Annotated in this window: 15 protein-coding genes; 5 read left to right on the top strand and 10 right to left on the bottom strand. The window is 60.7% G+C overall.

The window, feature by feature from the left end; genetic code table 11:
* Positions 1–375 precede the first annotated feature (375 nt).
* The 5 genes from napE to HGP31_RS17575 are packed head-to-tail and all read left to right on the top strand — an operon-like array spanning position 376 to position 4452.
* Positions 376–543, top strand: coding sequence for a periplasmic nitrate reductase, NapE protein (gene napE / locus HGP31_RS17555; protein ID WP_020799563.1), 168 nt, complete (start codon positions 376–378; stop codon positions 541–543).
* Between the two features lie 32 nt (positions 544–575).
* Complete coding sequence (locus HGP31_RS17560) at positions 576–836, top strand: chaperone NapD (protein ID WP_168758295.1); 261 nt, start codon at positions 576–578, stop codon at positions 834–836.
* The gene (gene napA, locus HGP31_RS17565) at positions 833–3337 is read left to right on the top strand and encodes a nitrate reductase catalytic subunit NapA (protein WP_168758296.1); all 2505 of its coding nucleotides are present in this window, start codon (positions 833–835) and stop codon (positions 3335–3337) included. Before HGP31_RS17560 ends, napA begins: the two co-directional genes overlap by 4 nt.
* Before the next feature lie 50 nt (positions 3338–3387).
* On the top strand, positions 3388–3846 hold the full coding sequence (locus HGP31_RS17570; protein WP_414896148.1) for a nitrate reductase cytochrome c-type subunit: 459 nt from the start codon (positions 3388–3390) through the stop codon (positions 3844–3846).
* Between the two features lie 9 nt (positions 3847–3855).
* Positions 3856–4452: a cytochrome c3 family protein gene (locus HGP31_RS17575; protein WP_020799567.1), complete on the top strand. Its 597-nt coding sequence runs from the start codon at positions 3856–3858 to the stop codon at positions 4450–4452.
* A 4-nt stretch (positions 4453–4456) separates the two neighbouring features.
* Here HGP31_RS17575 and HGP31_RS17580 read toward each other — a convergent pair whose 3' ends face one another.
* From HGP31_RS17580 to HGP31_RS17625, 10 genes are all read right to left on the bottom strand, one after another.
* Positions 4457–5125, bottom strand: a complete 669-nt coding sequence (locus tag HGP31_RS17580) for an ATPase (protein WP_083349257.1) — start codon at positions 5123–5125, stop codon at positions 4457–4459.
* 108 nt (positions 5126–5233) lie between these two features.
* Positions 5234–6421 carry an OmpA family protein gene (locus HGP31_RS17585; protein ID WP_168758297.1) on the bottom strand — a complete coding sequence of 396 codons (1188 nt, stop codon included), beginning with the start codon at positions 6419–6421 and terminating at the stop codon, positions 5234–5236.
* 15 nt (positions 6422–6436) lie between these two features.
* Positions 6437–6886 (bottom strand): type VI secretion system baseplate subunit TssE, encoded by a 450-nt coding sequence (gene tssE / locus HGP31_RS17590; RefSeq protein ID WP_020799570.1) that lies wholly within the window; start codon positions 6884–6886, stop codon positions 6437–6439.
* 3 nt (positions 6887–6889) lie between these two features.
* Positions 6890–7426 carry a type VI secretion system lipoprotein TssJ gene (tssJ, locus tag HGP31_RS17595; protein ID WP_168758298.1) on the bottom strand — a complete coding sequence of 179 codons (537 nt, stop codon included), beginning with the start codon at positions 7424–7426 and terminating at the stop codon, positions 6890–6892.
* Positions 7407–8504: a type VI secretion system baseplate subunit TssG gene (gene tssG / locus HGP31_RS17600; RefSeq protein WP_168758299.1), complete on the bottom strand. Its 1098-nt coding sequence runs from the start codon at positions 8502–8504 to the stop codon at positions 7407–7409. The genes tssJ and tssG overlap by 20 nt, the downstream gene beginning before the upstream one ends.
* On the bottom strand, positions 8468–10237 hold the full coding sequence (tssF, locus tag HGP31_RS17605) for a type VI secretion system baseplate subunit TssF (protein WP_151142566.1): 1770 nt from the start codon (positions 10235–10237) through the stop codon (positions 8468–8470). Before tssF ends, tssG begins: the two co-directional genes overlap by 37 nt.
* Positions 10238–10261: 24 nt before the next feature.
* Positions 10262–11848 carry a type VI secretion system protein TssA gene (gene tssA, locus HGP31_RS17610; protein ID WP_033040821.1) on the bottom strand — a complete coding sequence of 529 codons (1587 nt, stop codon included), beginning with the start codon at positions 11846–11848 and terminating at the stop codon, positions 10262–10264.
* Complete coding sequence (locus HGP31_RS17615) at positions 11845–15213, bottom strand: ImcF-related family protein (RefSeq protein ID WP_168758300.1); 3369 nt, start codon at positions 15211–15213, stop codon at positions 11845–11847. Before HGP31_RS17615 ends, tssA begins: the two co-directional genes overlap by 4 nt.
* A complete protein-coding gene (locus tag HGP31_RS17620; RefSeq protein ID WP_151140893.1) occupies positions 15214–16338 on the bottom strand; it encodes a hypothetical protein in 1125 nt (374 codons plus the stop codon).
* Between the two features lie 207 nt (positions 16339–16545).
* A complete protein-coding gene (locus HGP31_RS17625) occupies positions 16546–17355 on the bottom strand; it encodes a hypothetical protein (protein WP_168758302.1) in 810 nt (269 codons plus the stop codon).
* Positions 17356–17365 lie beyond the last annotated feature (10 nt).

Raw genomic sequence — 17365 nt, forward strand, 5'->3', positions numbered from 1 at the left:
CGCTCCCTTTCCATCCAGAGTCTCCCCATGCTTTTTGCCCTTGTATCGAACGGCGCCCTCCTCACGCCTGAACAGCCGGATACAAGGGTGCCCTGGTGGAGCTTCAGCAAGTTTGATGAGGGTGCCAACGAAGGGGCAGTCGAAGCCGAAGTGGTAAAGCACTTATCGATCGGCTAAACGAACAATTATCAAACAAGAAACCCTTTCAACTCGTTGCATATTTGTAACTCAGCGCTGTAACGATTCGCAGTGTTATAACTACATGTGGCAGACCGGTGTGCATCCGACACCGCCGGTCGATAAAAGTCGTAACAACACCTCCCCTTATAATTCCGTGATCTAGTCTGGAGTGCACGTTCGGCTGGAGCGCACTCCATGTCATTGACTGAAGAGCAAAAACCGCAACGACGCAAGGAAATGCGCCTGTTCCTGTTTCTTGTCATTTGCCTTTTCCCGTTACTTTCAGTCGCTATCGTCGGCAGTTACGGTTTCCTTATCTGGTTTTTCCAAATGCTCTACGGCCCTCCCGGACCGCCCAACTAAAAGCCCTTCAATAGAGCCTGTTGGAGTCAACCATGGACGAAATCCTGCACATCGCCAGCCTTGTGGTACTTGCCCGACCTGAACGCTTCGACGCCGTCAAAGCCAACCTGCGACTATTGGACGGCGTGGAATTGCATCAGGAAAGTGCCGCCGGGAAACTGGTGGTAGTCCTTGAGGCCGTAAACGAAAACCAGATCCTGCAACGCATCGATCAAATCAACAATCTGCCGGGCGTACTCAACGCTGCGCTGATCTATCACGAAATTCTCGATCCCGCGGGAGACAGCCAATGAGCATGTCGCGCCGAGCATTCGTCAAGGCCCAGGCCGCCGCCATTGCAGCCTCCGCGGCCGGCCTGCCGATATTCACCACTGCCAGCAACCTGGTCACCGAAGCGGACATGGTCACCCTGGACTGGAACAAGGCGCCCTGCCGTTTTTGCGGCACCGGTTGCAGCGTGATGGTCGCGACCCGGGACAACCGGGTGGTCGCCACCCATGGCGACGTCAAGGCCGAGGTCAACCGCGGGTTGAACTGCGTGAAGGGCTATTTTCTGTCCAAGATCATGTACGGCGTCGACCGCCTGACCCAGCCGCTGCTGCGCATGAACAACGGCCAGTACGACAAGCAGGGCGAGTTCCAGGCGATCAGTTGGGACAAGGCCTTCGACATCATGGAAGAAAAATTCAAGCAGGCCTTGAAAACCAAGGGCCCCGAATCGGTCGGCATGTTCGGCTCGGGACAATGGACGGTGTGGGAAGGTTATGCCGCCAACAAGCTGATGAAGGCCGGCTTTCGCAGCAACAACATCGACCCCAATGCCCGCCATTGCATGGCCTCGGCGGTGATGGGTTTCATGCGCACCTTTGGCGCGGATGAGCCGATGGGTTGCTACGACGACATCGAAGCCACCGACGCCTTTGTGTTGTGGGGCTCGAACATGGCGGAGATGCATCCGATCCTGTGGAGCCGCGTCACCGACCGGCGCCTGAGCTATCCGCACGTGAAAGTCGCGGTGCTGTCGACGTTCGAACACCGCAGCTTCGAACTGGCCGACATCCCCATGGTGTTCAAGCCGCAAACCGACCTGCTGATCCTCAACTACATCGCCAATCACATCATCGAAAGTGGCGCGGTCAATCAGGATTTCATCAGCAAGCACACGCGCTTCGCCAAGGGCGCCGACGATATCGGCTACGGCTTGCGCCCGGATAACCCGCTGGAAAAACAGGCGAAGAACGCCGACAAGGCCAATACCTGGACGGACATGTCCTTCGAGCAGTTCGCCGAGTTCGTCAAACCCTACACCCTGGAACGCACGGCGAAAGAAACCGGGGTTGCGCCTGATCGCCTCAAGTCGTTGGCCGAACTCTATGCCGACCCCAACCGTAAAGTCGTGTCCTTCTGGACCATGGGTTTCAACCAGCACACCCGTGGAGTTTGGGCCAACAACCTGATCTACAACATCCATTTGCTCACGGGCAAGATCAGCGAACCGGGCAACAGCCCCTTCTCGTTGACCGGCCAGCCATCCGCCTGTGGCACTGCTCGCGAGGTCGGGACTTTCTCCCACCGCCTGCCCGCCGACATGGTGGTGACCAACCCCAAGCACCGCGCCACCGCGGAAAAAATCTGGAAGCTGCCCGCCGGCACCATTCAGGAGAAAGTCGGCTTTCATGCGGTGCAACAAAGCCGCATGCTCAAGGACGGTGTGCTCAACGTGTACTGGACTCAGGCCAGCAACAACATGCAGGCCGGGCCCAACATCATGCAGGAAGTGTTGCCGGGCTGGCGCAACCCGGACAACTTCGTGATCGTCTCGGACGTCTACCCCACCGTTTCCGCCCAGGCCGCCGACCTGATCCTGCCCAGCGCGATGTGGGTGGAAAAGGAAGGCGCCTTCGGCAACGCCGAGCGCCGCACGCAGTTCTGGCATCAGTTGGTCAGCGCGCCGGGAGACGCCAAGTCCGACCTGTGGCAGTTGGTGGAGTTTTCCAAACGCTTCAAGACCGATGAAACCTGGCCCGCGGAGTTGCTGGCCAAGGCCCCGGAGTACAAGGGCAAAACCCTGTTCGAAGTGTTGTTCAAGAACGGCCAGGTCGACGAGTTTCCCGTCGAGCAAATCGAGACCGGCTACAAGAACGATGAAGCCAAGGCCTTTGGTTTCTACCTGCAAAAGGGCCTGTTCGAAGAGTACGCGCAGTTTGGTCGCGGTCATGGCCATGACCTCGCGGCCTTCGATCGCTACCACAGCGAACGCGGCCTGCGCTGGCCGGTGGTCGATGGCAAGGAAACCCGCTGGCGCTACCGCGAGGGACTCGACCCCTATGTGGAAACGGGCAGCGAAGTGCAGTTCTATGGCTACCCGGACAAGAAGGCGATCATCTTCGCCCTGCCCTACGAGCCACCGGCCGAAGCGCCGGACGCCGACTTCCCGTTCTGGCTGAGCACCGGCCGGGTCCTGGAGCATTGGCACACGGGCACCATGACCCAACGGGTGGAAGAACTCTACAAAGCCGTGCCCGACGCGCTGGTCTACATGCACCCCGAGGATGCCAAGGCTATGAACGCACGCCGTGGCAGCGAAGTGAAGCTGATCAGCCGCCGCGGGGAAATCCGCGCCCGCATCGAAACCCGCGGGCGCAACAAACCGCCGCGCGGCCTGGTGTTCGTGCCGTTTTTCGATGCCAACAAGCTGATCAACAAGGTCACGCTCGACGCCACCGACCCGATCTCCAAGCAGACCGACTACAAGAAATGCGCGATCCGCATCGAGTTGATCAGCGTGGCTTGAGGAGAACCGCCATGACTTTTCGAATCCTGCCGTTGTTCCTGCTTGCCGTGATGGGCACTTTTTTGGGCGCTGCGATCGCCGCCGAGATTGATTACCCCCTGGATGCACCGGGCCCGGACGGACGCCGGCCAGGCGGCACCCTGACGCAAAACGCGCCAGCGCCGCCCCTGGCCGACGATGAAAACAAGGACCTCAAGCGTGAGCGCAACTACCCTGACCAGCCACCGACCATCCCGCACAGCATTCGCGGCTATCAGATCGACAAGAACGGCAACAAATGCCTGTCCTGCCACAGCCGGGCCAACAGTCCACGCAGCCAGGCGACGATGATCAGCATCACCCACTACATGGACCGCGACGGCCAGGCGCTGGCGGCTGTCTCACCGCGTCGCTACTTTTGCAACCAGTGCCATGTGCCGCAAAAAGATGTGCTGCCACTGGTGGGCAACAGCTTCGAGACCATCGACAAAATCCTGCAAGACGACGCCAACGCTGCGCAGAAACGTTGAGGAGGCGCCATGAAAGCACTGTTCGCCCTGCTTAAGGACTACTGGGGCATCCTCTGTCGGCCGAGCGTTTATTTCAGCCTGGGATTCCTGACGCTGGGCGGTTTCATCGCCGGGATCATTTTCTGGGGTGGGTTCAACACGGCACTGGAGCTGACGAACACCGAGAAGTTCTGCATTTCCTGCCACGAAATGCGCGACAACGTGTACGTCGAATTGCAGGACACCATCCACTACACCAACCGCTCGGGTGTGCGCGCGAGCTGCCCGGACTGCCACGTACCCCATGAATGGACCCACAAGATCGCGCGTAAAATGCAGGCATCGAAGGAAGTCTGGGGCAAGCTTTTCGGCACCATCGACACCCGCGACAAATTCCTCAATCTGCGCCGTGAGCTGGCGGAACACGAATGGGCCAGGCTCAAGGCCAACGACTCGCGCGAATGCCGCAATTGCCACAACTTCGAATTCATGGACTTCACCCGCCAGGGCAAACGGGCAGCGGCCATGCATTCCACGTCATTGGCCAAGGGCGAGGCCACCTGCATCGACTGCCACAAGGGCATTGCGCACAAGCTGCCGGATATGAGCGGTGTCAAAGGCTGGTAGCGGTTCAGTTGCTCGCCACATGATCCACTGGACCGGTGGTCACCAGTGTCTGCAACGACGCATCGAACTGTTTCAACGCCTTCATTTGCAACTCGGTCTGCTGATTGATTTGCGCGGCAATCTGTGGCGCGGCTTTGCCATGCACCCACACCGAGGGCATCTGCTCGGCACGTGAACCTTGCGCCTGGCCGATGTATTGCAGGTTCGAATCGTAGAACCTGGCCACAAACCGCGCCTCAACCTGACTATTGCGTTTGGACACCAGACGACTGAAAGTGTCGAGCATCACCACCACGTCCGGATGAGCCTGAAGCGCCGCATCGAGGTTGTCATAGACCGTCACCGCGGCGAACTCCTTCTGCAACGACGTCATCAACCAACCAATCGCCCGTTGCGGGTCGGAACTGTCGACGAACGCCTGGCTGATTCGCTTATCCAGCCCGGGGTTTTGCGCCCCCTTTACCGCCACCGCGTGATAGCTCTCGAGATATTGCTGGGTGTTGAGCGTGTTTTCGCTGTAGAGCACCGCCACCTTCTGCGCGTGTTGCAAACGCACAGTGCTGTCGGCAATCGGCAGGAAACGGCAGGACGCATCGCCAGCCATGGCCGGCGCGGTTGCAGCCACACTGGCGCTGAACAGGGCGAAAAAAGCCAGCAGGGTCGAGATTCTCATCGCGCTTATTCCTTCAATGGCGAGATCGGTATGGCGCTATCTTCCTCCCTTGGCGGAAAAACAGAACTTGCATTCCTTGATGATGGGTATCGAGCGAATGAATGGTTGCTATGACGCTGCCTGCTCGCCTGTTTTCCCGCAGGCTCCCGCCTGGGGCACCAGTTGGATATCGACACGCCGGTTGGCCGCGCGCCCGGCCTCGCTGTCGTTGCTGGCGATCGGCTGGCTGTCGGCAAAGCCCTGAACCGCGAAGCAGCTGTCGGGAATATCGCCCATCCGCTGCATCCAGCCGCGCACGGCCGAGGCCCGAGCGTGGGACAGCTGCAGGTTTTGTTCGGCATTGCCCTTGGCGTCGCTGTGCCCGGCAATGACGATCAACCAGTCAGGTTGGGCCTTGATGTCGACCAGGGCGCTGATTAATACCTTGGTCGAGCCGGGCTTGAGTTCGGCGCTGCCGGGGGCGAAGAGGGAGAGGCTGTCGAGGCGTACGGGCTCGGGCACCCTGGGTGGCGCCTCGAAAACGCTGGTCAGGCGATTAACACCCTCCTTGTCCGGGCTCGCCAGCCAGGTCGTCCAGAAGGCGCCCGCGGCCAAGGTAATCATCGCGGTGGCGGCGAACAGCCAAGGGCCAAGCCGTCGCGCCTGCTTCTGTTGACCGCCAGCCAACACGACAGGCATCGGCGGCGTCGGCAGGACCACAATTGGCATCGCCGGGAGCGGTTGCGGCAGTCTTGCCGACAATGCCACCGCGTCGAACAACGAGTGGGGCTGCGTGTGGGTCTGCGCCAGCCTCTGTAGCAGACCTTCGACTTGCTGACGCAGCGCTTGCAATGTGCCCGGCGAATGCTGTGCCTGTCGATTCAGCCGTGCGTGCAAGCACTCCAGTGCCGCGCCCAGTTGAGCGATCGCTGGCAGCCCCCAGGGTTGCGGCTCCAGGCTGCGCAGCAGGGGCTGCAGGCGCGCGAACAGCCAAGCCAGGATTTCCAGGCGCGCCGGCTCCATCGCCGGCCACAGCGTTGCCCATTCGCAGACCAGCGCCTCGACCAGCGCGATCCCCTGGACCATATCTTCCAGACCGTGGAGGTGACTACGGGCCAGTACGAATGCAGCGGCTGTTTGCAACTCCGCCCCGTTGCGCTGGAACAACACCAGGCACAATTGTTCCACCTTGACCCAATCCACATCGGGGCAGGCCGGATGGCTCAGTCTGGCTAACTCTTCACGCAGTGCCTTGAACTCAATGAAGGCGCTTGGGTCGCCGCCAAGCCTGATTCGCATCTCAAACAACGCTGTCATTGCGCATTCCTTTGGTTAATCAATTCCCGACATCGATAGATAGTGCTGTCGCTTCAAGTGACGTACCAGGACATGGCCGCCTGGTGTGAGCGTGGTGCCGAAGGTCAGTCGACGGCCCCCCTTGAGTTGCACTTCGAGGCTGTACTCCAGATGACCCGGTCGGGTCTGGGGCAGCAGCTCGATGCCAATCGTGCCCAGGCGCGGCTCGTACTTGGCCAATGTGTCGGCCATGGCACTCATCAGTCCATGTGCCGTCCCCGGCAGGCCCTGCAGAATCTTGCCCATGTCCGGCAGGCCATAATCGGGCAGATGGTCGAGCGCACCGGCCCGGCTGTTTAAGATGCGGCGCAGGTTGTCCAGCACCGACAGCGTGCACTGATCCTCATCGGCGACCAGGTGCAGATCCAGTTCGCCGTCGAAATTCTGCAGAAGCGTCTCGTACAACGAGGGATTGAGATCGCTCATCCGTCACTCCTTGGCCAGTGGGCGCAGGGTCAGTCGGTTATCCCCCAGTTCGATCACCCGCACCCGGTCCGGGTCGAGGTCATCGCGTGCCAGGGTCAGGCGCCAGGTATCGGCTCGGTTATCGAACTCACGGAACAATGCGACCACGGCGATATAGCGTGCCTGCTTGTCCAGGGGGATGTTCAATTGCACACCCTGGTCGGGCTTGACCACCAGGGTTCGTTTGTCCAGCAGGTCCGCACTCAATACGTGCTCGTCCTGGCTGAGCAAGCTATCGTAGTTGGCCTTTTCCAGCACCTTGCGGTCACGCAGTTGATAAACCCGCACCAGGGTCGGCACGGACAACGCGTTCATGTCGATCCCGGCAGTGTTCAGCGCCGCGCGCCCGCTGAGGTCCAGGTGCAGGGTTTTCACCTGCTTGTAGAAGATCGCCTCGGTGGTCGAGGTCGTCGCATCTGTCACGCTCTGGGTTACCCCGCAAGCGCTGAGCAATACACCGAACGCGGTGACCCCCAATGATTTAGAAACTGTACGCGACATGCTGTGTCTCCCTGTCCTGGCGGTTTTTCTGCAGGCCTTGATAGCGGCCCAGATTGATCGTGATGGTGGTGCTTTCGCAGGCCTGCCTGGCATCACTGCCCAGGCCCAGGACCGCGGTCATGCCCAGCAACACCTGCGCTCGTCCCAATAGCGGTTGCGGCAGGCTGTGCAGGGGCAACGATAACTGCAGCTTTACCGTGCAACGCCAGCCCAGGTACACGCGCAGCAATACCAAAAGATCGTTGTACAACTGGCCACCCGGCAGCCAGCCACGGGCCTCGTCCCGGTCTTCGGTGAACAGCGAAAGATGCAACTGACTGTTGGCGTCGTAGCCGACAGCGCCCAGGGTTGTGCCCTGCGACAAGCGCACCGGATGCTCGGCGGACAGGCTCGCCGGCTGCGCCAGCAGCACTTTCTGCGGCCAGTGTGGCGTTACCTGCGTCCGGGTTTTGCGAGCCAGCAACTTCACCAGCGCAGTAATGCCTTCGGCGTTGCGAGTGGGCAGTCGCATCACGCTGAGCAAGGCGAGGAAGCGCGATATCGGCGTGGCAACCTGGCTGGCTGTTCCGGGTATGCCCAGGCCGATCAGTCCCAGCAGGCATTGCGAAGTTGCATCCGTACCACCGGCTTCGAAGGCGGCCGGATAGGAGTACTTGCGCCATATCCGGTAGAACTGGGTAAAGATCCGGTGGTTGAAAATGTCGAGGAACGCTTCAAGCGCCTCGTGTCCCTCGCGTCGCTGGGCGATATCGTCCAGAAAAGCCGTCGGCAATGGCGAGTCCACGCCGTACAGACCCAACAGGCGCGTGCGCACCGTGGGCGGACGCCAAGGATGCTTATCGTCGGTTTCAATGGCCTTCAGTTCACCGGCAGGGAAGCCCATGCCCGGGTCTGGCCGAAAGCGCACCGGATCATCCGCGGGTGACGTGGTGCTGCCCAGTGGCGGGTGATCGGGCAGCGCCTGTTCAAGCAACTGGCAGAAGCGATACAGATTCGCCTCGGCCACCTGCCCCTTCAGGGCTTCGAGTAAACCGCTGGCTTTCAGCCGGGAATACGCTGACTGTGGTTCTCGTTCCATCGCAGGCACTTTCCAGTAGGTTGCAGGATCAGCGTGAGCTGGTTGTAGAGGTGGATGTCGGCGTACAGGGCGAAGAAGCGATTGAGCATTTCGCCGAACAGGCTGATGTCGCCCTCACCGCTGAAGCCGTTGGCATCCAGGGTGACTTCGATATCCACCCCGCGCAGCAGAAAGCCTCTTTCGAAGCGCTGGACCAGGTGGTGGCCGACCTCGACAATCGCCGCCAGGCGACGTCTGTTCAGCTCACTGCCCGTCCAGTCATACAACGCCAGCGTGCCGCGCAGCACTTCGGCATTGTCGAGCATCGGCAGGAAGTTCGACCCAAGATGACTCAGCACCCGCCAGTGGAAGCGGTCGCGGTTGGGCGGATAGCACGGCAAGGTCGGCGCACACAAGTTGCGCACCCGCAAGTCGACCTGGATCGATTGCACCGGCGTATCGAGCAAAGTTCCTTGCAGTGCCTTGCGCGGCAGTTGGCCGTGGGTGCCGGTCAAGCGCAGCGACAGGCTTTCGCTGCTGTCCAGCCGATCCTGATCGAAACCTGCGCCACCCAGGATCAGCCAAGTGTCATGCAGACCATTGGGGCCACGCTTGAGTCGTGTATGGAAATACCGCTCCGGCGCTTCATCACGCAACATGCCGCCCTTGTGACGAAAGCTGGTGAATGGCACGTATTCGTGGCGTACGGCGCTCTTCGAGCCGCTGACCCGATCCACCGAATAAATCTCCGTATGCCCGTCCTGCAAGCGCATGGGACGAAGCAGGTAATCTGTTTGCAGGGGCGCCAGGGTCATTGGGTCGGACTCAAGCGTGAACAGATTGATCACTGGCACGCAATGCAGGCGAATGTGCTCGGCGCTCGGAATGAACGCCTGGGGCAACGGCTCGCGCAGCACCACCTCGAGTTCGAACCAGGGGGTATTCGGTGGCAGCTCCAGGCGCTCGAGCCCGCAGAGGGTCACGAACATGAACTTCTCGCGAAAGGTGAAATACTCCAGCAGCAACTGATAGCCACTGAAGGCACTGTCGCCCTTGGGCCACAGGCGATCCTCGTCACCGAATCCCTTGGGCGAAAAATGACCCTCCAGCAGAGAGCGGCCCGTCTGGTCAGGCAGGCGTACATACAAGGCTTGAGCGTTGAGGGTCAGCGCCTGATGCAGCGCACTGGCCAGCGCCGCATCGGCATTGAGGTACAACGGCAGGCGGCTCAGGTCGATCTCGCTGGCGTTGACCATTGCACCACAGGCAAAACGCAGTCTCAGCAGCGAGCGACCGTCCGGTTCATGGGCCACCTGCACGCGCTCCAGGGCCAGCGGCTGTAATGTCAGCCCTTGGGTGGTGGTATAGCGGCAACGGGTGCGCAATGGTCCGATGGGTTGCGACAGCACTTCGAAACCGCTGCCGATGTGCTCGCTGCGCTTCATCTGCGCGAGCTCGGGCAGCAACTCGACAATCGAGAGCGACGGTATGGTGCGCAGGTAATGTGGCCAGAGCAGGCTGACCAGTCCTTCGGTCAGCTCCGGCAGGTCATCGTCGAGCTTTTCGCGCAACCGCCCCATCAGGAAGGCAAACCCTTCAAACAGCCGCTCCACATACGGGTCGCGCGCGCCCGACTTGTCGAGGTTCAGTTGGGCCGCCCGGTCGGGATAAGCCTCTGCGAACTCCTTGCCAGCCTCGCGCAGGTAGCGCATTTCGGCCTCGAAATACTGCAATGTCAGATTGTCGATGCTCAAAGTTAGAATCCTGATCAATGAGGTTTAGCCACAGAGCACTGCGGCACGTACCGGGTCGACTGCCACCAGCGCTGCCAGCAGCGCCTCCATGCGCCGGGTCAGGCTGGGCTTGTCCGCGTCATTGCGTTGAACCTTCAGGCGCAACAGCTTGAGCAGGCGCGCCTTGACCTCGAAACTCAGCTCCGTTTCCCATTCGGCCAACCCATGACGTTGTCCACTGGCATCCAGTTCGCCGAGCAGGTGAATGGCCAGTTCGCTCTTGCCGTATTGCTCGGCCACCCGCGCCATCAACAGGCGCAACAACCAGCGTTGGCGGCCGGTATGGATGCCCGGACGCGCGGCCAGCCAGGCCAATGAGTGCTCGACGCCATCGCTGTCGGCCTGGGCCAGCGCTTCGCCTTCCAATGACAGGATCCCGGGGTCCTCGCCGGTTGCGGCAACGGTCGGCGCCGGTAGCCATTGCTGAGGCCGATTGCCACAGACGTGCTGGCTGATCCACTCGCGTGTCACCTCGTCCGCCAAGGGCGAGCCATCGTTCCAGCACAACGCCTCCAGCCCCGGCAAGCGCTCGAGGAACATGCCCAGGTCGCGCTTGGCAATGTCGGCCCAGCTGTCCTGTGGCGCGGGTTGTTTGATCAGTGCCTGGTACAGGTACCACTGCAAATCCAGCCAGAAATGGTTCACACCCTCGGCGTAGATCCGCTCCACCAGATCCAACAGTTCATTGAAGCTCTGTTGCAGGTGCAGGCGCTTGAGTTGTGCGCGGTATTCGCCACGGGGGGGTGCCAGGCGCGTCTTGCCACTGGCGTCCTGCAGTGGTGCTGCATGCACGGTATCCCAGCGCAGGCTTTTCATCAGGCGATGAGCCGCCAACCAACCCTGGGATTGTTCGCGCAAATAACCTGCCAACGCTCGACCGCTGTCCAGCAAATCGCGCCCGGATCTGATGACCGTCGCGTCGGGGGCAGCCGCTCGCGCGTTCGTCTCGTGGCTGGCGCTGTTCTGCGGTACCAGCGCGTCGACCCCGCCCGATTGCGCCAGCCGCGCAGACAACGCGGCATATAGCGCGCCGAGGTCGGGACGCTGATCCTGGGGCCAGGCGGCCAACTCACGCTCCAGCCAGGCCAGCGCCGCCACCGTGCGCTCGGCTTCGTCCCTGACCACCTCGGGGTAGCGCGACAGAGTATCGAGCACCTTGCTGCTCGCCAGCCACTCCAGCGCCATTTTCCGGCTGTGGGGACGCGCGGGCAGCACCAGAGCGGCATAGCGTTCCAGCAATGCGGCCAACAGGTTCAGGCCGTCGGCCAAGCCTGCTTCGCCATCCCTGTGCAAGCGTGCCCATATGTAATACGTGACTACCCGCAGATCCTTGGACGATCCGGCAAGCAGCGTCTGCGCCAGGTGAATGACCTGTTCGATATCGGCCCCTGACAGTTTGTTGACCTCCTCACGCATGCGTTGGAAGTCATCGTCGCAGGCCGGGTCTTCGCCTACGGGCAAGTCCGCGTTGATGGGCTGCAACCAGGATTGCCAGTGCGCTGCCTGCGCTCGGGCAAGGCCCAAGGCATCGCGCGCTCCCAGGCAACGTTCGATCAATCGCTCCAGGCTCATTCAAACCTCCCGTTCATTGCATAGGGCACAGCTTTCTCGTCCTTGCCGAGAAAAATCTGCGTCGGCAACTTAAAGCCACGCAACTTCAGCAACGCCAACGGCCCCGCCCCCAGTTCGGTGCGTAAATACCAGGTCAGGCCAATCCCATCCGGCGCCTTGAGCACCACACGAAAACGGCTGTCGCCGTCGTCCAGCGGCGTGACCTGGGCTTGTTCCAGCAGGCGGATCAGGCCCCAGGTGCCTGCGTAGTCGCCGAACAGCCGTTCGTTGGCCTGCACGCTGGTCCAGGTCAGGCTCGCGCCGGGGTATTGGCTGCGACCCGGCCAGTTGAAGCGCTGCCAGCTTTCCTTCTGGTTGAAGTACTCGTGTTTCTCGCCGTTGAGGGTGAAGGTGGTTTGCACCACGTCGCGCACCGGTTTGCCTTGCAACTCGAAGCTCAGGCCCATGCCGCCGTCGGTGAACAGCACGTCGGCCAGGTGGCTGAGCTGGTTGATCGCCGTGAGAAACTGCGGATTGAAACGCAGGCCCTGGCTGTGCTGGGCGTCGGCTACCCAGCGGCTGCCCTCCTTGCGCAGCAAGCCGCCCAGTTCGCGCTGCAGGAATTGCTCAAGGCGCCCGGAGTCGGCGCGGATCATCTGCCCGAGCATCGGCAGCGAGGCGTCGCTGGCGGTGACCGCGAAGGGGTAGCGCCCGGTGAACGCTTCGTGCCATTCGCTGACGATCGCCCGTTGCCACTGGCGGTTGAGGCTGCTGGCCGAGGGTTGCAGGACCCGCTGCCAGGCCTGCTCCAGTGGCTGCACGAACAGGGTCTGGCCGATACCGCCCCACTCCGCCCCGAGGCTGGCGGCGAGCTGGCTGCCGTAGGCGCGGGTGTCGGTGAGGTCGATGCTTTTGCCCTGGAACACCGTCTGCGCCAGGGTCTGGGTCATGTCCTGCGGGTCCGCGGCGTGGTTCACCTGTTGCAGGGTCAGGCGGGTGCGCGTGACCTGGTTGAGGAAGGCTTGCAGGCTCAGGCGCTCGTTATCGCTCTGGCCTTCGGGGGGCTTGCCGAGCAGGGCCAGCAGCGGACCGAAGGTGGCGTCCAAGGGGCCTTTGGGCCCCTGCTGCGCCTGCTCGATCAACGGCGCCGGCGCCTGGGCGATCAGCTTCTGCGCCGAGCTGATCAGCGAGTCGGCCAACGCCTGGCTGCGGGTGCCGGCCTGGCCCTGGTAGGCCAGGGTGTTCATCAGCGCGATCAGCGGCGACTGGCGCACGTCGCTCATCAGGGTCAGCTGGTCGATCACCTCGCCGAGGTTGTTGGCCGGCTGCCAGCGCAGGCGGTTGAGGAACTTCAGCCAGGCGCTGGCGTAGTCCTGGAAGTAGCGCCGGGTCAGGCGTTCGCGCAGCATGTCCGGGGTCAACTCGGTGGCGATGTCGCCCGGCCGGTCGCTGAGCACCCAGTCGATTTCCTCACGCCGCGCCTCGGCGACAGCTTCGATGGCTGGGCGCACCTGGCCCTCCCAGGCCTGGCGGGTAAACACCCCCGGCACGCTGGCCGGGCTGACGAACAACGCTCGCGCCTCGGTGTCGCCGACCATCTTCGCCAGATTTAACGCCGGGTAATGATTGGCCGAGGCGTCGAGCACCTGGCGGTACAGGCTGGCTTCGGCATTGCGCTGACCCAACTGGCCGAGCAGCAGCTGGCGCACCTGGGCCACCAGCTGCGGATCGGTGGCGATGCGCCAGTCCGGGTGCGCCGCCAACTGCTCGCCATAGAACTGCCAGAGCAGCGGCGACAGACCGTGCCACAGCCCCGGCGAAACCCCGTCGGCGCTCGGTTCGAGCGAGCCCATCACTTTGACCAGAAAACTCGCATCGGCTTTTTCCGGCCGCGCCAGCATCAGGTAAGCCTTGAGTTGTTCGTAGGCCTGGGGCGCGCGCTTGAGGCGTTCGGGGCTGTCGGCGGGCAACTTGATCAGGGCAGTGAGTTGTTGTTGCAGGCTGGCCACGGCCGGGTCGCGCAACAGGCGCTGGTTGGCCTCGACGTAAGCGGGCCAGAGCAGTTGCAGGAGTTCTGTGTTCTTGTTCAGGCCGAAGCGCTGGTACCAGGGCGTGCCGTGGGTGGCGCGGTAATCCAGGCGGCCGAGTTCGCGGATCAGCTCGTTGAGGGCGAGGAATTGTTCGTCACGGGTGGATGAGTGTTGCAAGGTCGCCAGGGAGGTTTGCACCTGGGCGATGTGTACGCGGTTGCTGGCGAAGGACAGCAGCAGGCCGGCGCCCCATGCCAGAGTCAGGGCGAGCATCAGGGTTTGCGCGATGCGGGTCGCGGGCCAGCCGAGGCGACGCGGGCGCGATTTTTGATCGCCGAGCACGCCGTGCCAGACCGGTGATATCGACCAGAAGTGACTGCGGTTATTGGGATCCGGCGACACTTCCGGTAACGGCAGGCTGAACCACAACCCGCGCACCGGCACGCTCCCGGCCAACTCGCCGAGCAACGGTGCCAGCGCCTGACGCCAGCGGGGAATGCCTTCGACCTGCAAATCGCGGGACAGGCGCAGCAAAAAGTCATGCGGTATCTGCCCGCGCATCTGTTCCAAGCCCTCCTGGCGCAAGGGCTCGACCAATTGATTCAGGCGACTCTCCAACTCCACCGCGGTGAAGTCGGCGGGCAACGCGCAACCCACCGCCTGCGTCTGCCGCATGGACTGGTCCCATTGAGTGTCGCAGACCTGCCACACGTGCAGCGGCAACTGCCAATGCAGCGTCCGCGCCAGATCGCGCAGGCGCCGCACGCTGTCGCCCAGCGTTGCGGCGTCGGTGGATTGTTGCTTGTTCAAGGCCCAGACCACGCCATCGAGAGCACGCCAGCGGCTCAAGCCCTGCCATTGGCTGAACAGGGTTGGCGACTGTACGCTGCCACCATGGAGCAGCACGGTGTCCTGCCCATGCAGGAACTGTCGGGTGGTCAGTCCGGGGGCGATGGCTTCGATCTGCTCGGGTTCGCCGACGACCAGGAGCAGGCGGACTTTGAAGCGCCAGAAGGGGCCGTAGTATTTATTAAGATACACCTGAGCCACGCTAACTTGATGGGTGCTCGGGGCTTTCGGACTCTCCGAACGCGTTCGCTTGGGCACATCATCCGCAGCCTCTGCGCGATGCACCGAGTATCCCAGACGGCACCACAAAAGGCGGTAGGCTCCCAGGCCTATCAGCGCGATAAAAGTGAGCGCTGGTATCGCCAACAACCAAGTGTTTTGTCGGTCACTGCCAGAACCCATTCCTAGCCACTGAGGAAAATACCAGACCAGAATTTCGAGGAGCACTCCGGTCAGGATCAATAGGCCGCCCCGTAAATCCGGCCTTGGAGAGCGTCGAGACTGCATTCAAGATTCCTTCGTTGAAAGCGGCAGGACGGGCACCAGCACCGTACTCCACAGCCCCGCGTCGACGGCGCTGTCACCACTGAAAATGAATTGCGGCCCAGCACTGCGCTGAATGGCCTGTGTCGCGGCTGCGATTGCCAGCCATGGTGAAGTGGTACCGGGGTGTCCCAACAACGCATCCAGGTCGATCAAGCCTTGGTTGTGCTTGACCGGCATCGGCACTTCAGCCAGAACGGTGCTTATTGCCGTCTGGTATTGCGCAGCAGTTCCCGCCCGCCAGATCTGCTCAATCGACTGGGCATCCAGTGGCACCCAATCCAGCGCTTGGCGAGTGGCATACATCAATGCCTCAGGAGTGGGCGCTCGCGCCTGCTCCGGCCGGTGAAGGTAGGCGATTGGCGGTAAAGTGGTTTGCGTCAATCGGTTGCCCAGCAGTAGCCCTACGGCCGCTTCTGCCTTGCCTTCAGGCTGTAGCAGAGCAAACTGCAATGCCACCACCAGCAGTAGCGCCTGATCATCAATGCGCTGATCGAGCCACTGGTCCAATGCAACTAACCCTTGCCCCTCCACGGGCACCGCTGACTGTCGGATTCCGGAGGCGTTCCACGCCCGTTGCCATGCCGGACGCCACTGTCCCGGCGACAGTCCGCTCTCAACCTCCAGCAACAATGCCAACGGCTTTTCGTCCGGAAGATGTGTCAGCGTTTGCGCCAGTTCAGCGAGAACCTGACTGAAGATACCGAGCAGTACCTTTTCCAAATCCTCATGCTTTGCGCCAGATAAGCGGCTATGACGCACGACGGCTTCATCCAACCGGGTTGGTTGCGACGTCAGTACCTCTATCCTGCTCAGCAAGCCATCGAGTTGTATGGCCCCCTCTTCACCCGGACTTCGCAGGGCAGTGAACAGGCTCGTGCTTAACACCTGCTGGGAGCGCCGACCTCGGCGCATTTTGCGGCGCAGATCTTCATCGCGGGCCGCGTCCCAGCCCTCGGCTGCGCCGTATTGACCGTTGTATAAGAGCAGCCGACCGAACAGCAGTACGCACCAAAGGAGAAGCGGTAAGCCCAATGCTCGCTGCCAGCCATCAATGGATTGCGTATGCAACGGTTCACCGCTGAACAATAAGGACTCCCCCACGCCCAACAACAGAAGCAGTGGCAACAAACATGCCCAGAACCCGATACGAGGGGGCGCGGGACGTGGGGCCGGAGGAGAGATTTTATCCAGTCTGATAGGCATGATTACCTTTCACCCGATAATACTGAGGCGAAAGAGGTTAATACACTACCTGACGAGCAGAAAATAATGGAATTCTGACCCCATCGATGCCTATTCTTTTTCACAATGGCCCGTCTCATTAAGTTTTATCGAATTTTGCGGCACCCATGCCTCAAAAATATTTTTCGCAGAGTAACGAACCTTCACCCATTCGCCTTCGCCCTGAACATCAAGTATTGAAACGGCGTCTCCCTTTACCAGGTATGGTTGAGATTTTTTTGAAACTGAAGGCGTGCTTGAAAGATGTACACGCTCAACAGATATACAGGCGAAAGCATCTATACTTGCACCAAGAAATTTAATCGAAAATTTTCCTATGCCACCCTCATCATAAATAGTCACTCTATCCAAATCGGAGTTTATGGGCTCCCTTAACTCAAATTTATAAAACCTCCCTTGATAGCCCTTGTACGTCTCTAGCGTCGAAAAGGGTCCATCGCGCTTAACACTAACCATCTGACCTTTTTCATTGACATAAGGAGAACCAAATAACTCATCCTGCTCAACAAAGGAAATCAAGCCGATTTTTATTTCAGAAAAAAATAAAGCGTACACGCTATTTGGCCCTGCCTCGAACACCTTCACAAATATATCCTTAACATCATTATCATTGACATCCACAAACAAGACTTCCTTCGATCTCCCAGTTCTCTGAACGCCCTCCTTGAGTAGCTCCCACTCACTGCCAACAATTCGAAACCAATACTTACCTCGCTCGAGCTTTACCTCAATAAAAAAATCATCAGCCAAATTGGAACTGTAAACTTCAGCATTGCCATCAATACTTGCACAACTCTGCGCACTCAAATTAATCAGCAGAAATACCATTAACACAGAAAATTTACTTTTTAAGAATTTCATCACTCCACCA

Source organism: Pseudomonas umsongensis (assembly GCF_012647205.1).
GTDB lineage: Bacteria > Pseudomonadota > Gammaproteobacteria > Pseudomonadales > Pseudomonadaceae > Aquipseudomonas > Aquipseudomonas umsongensis.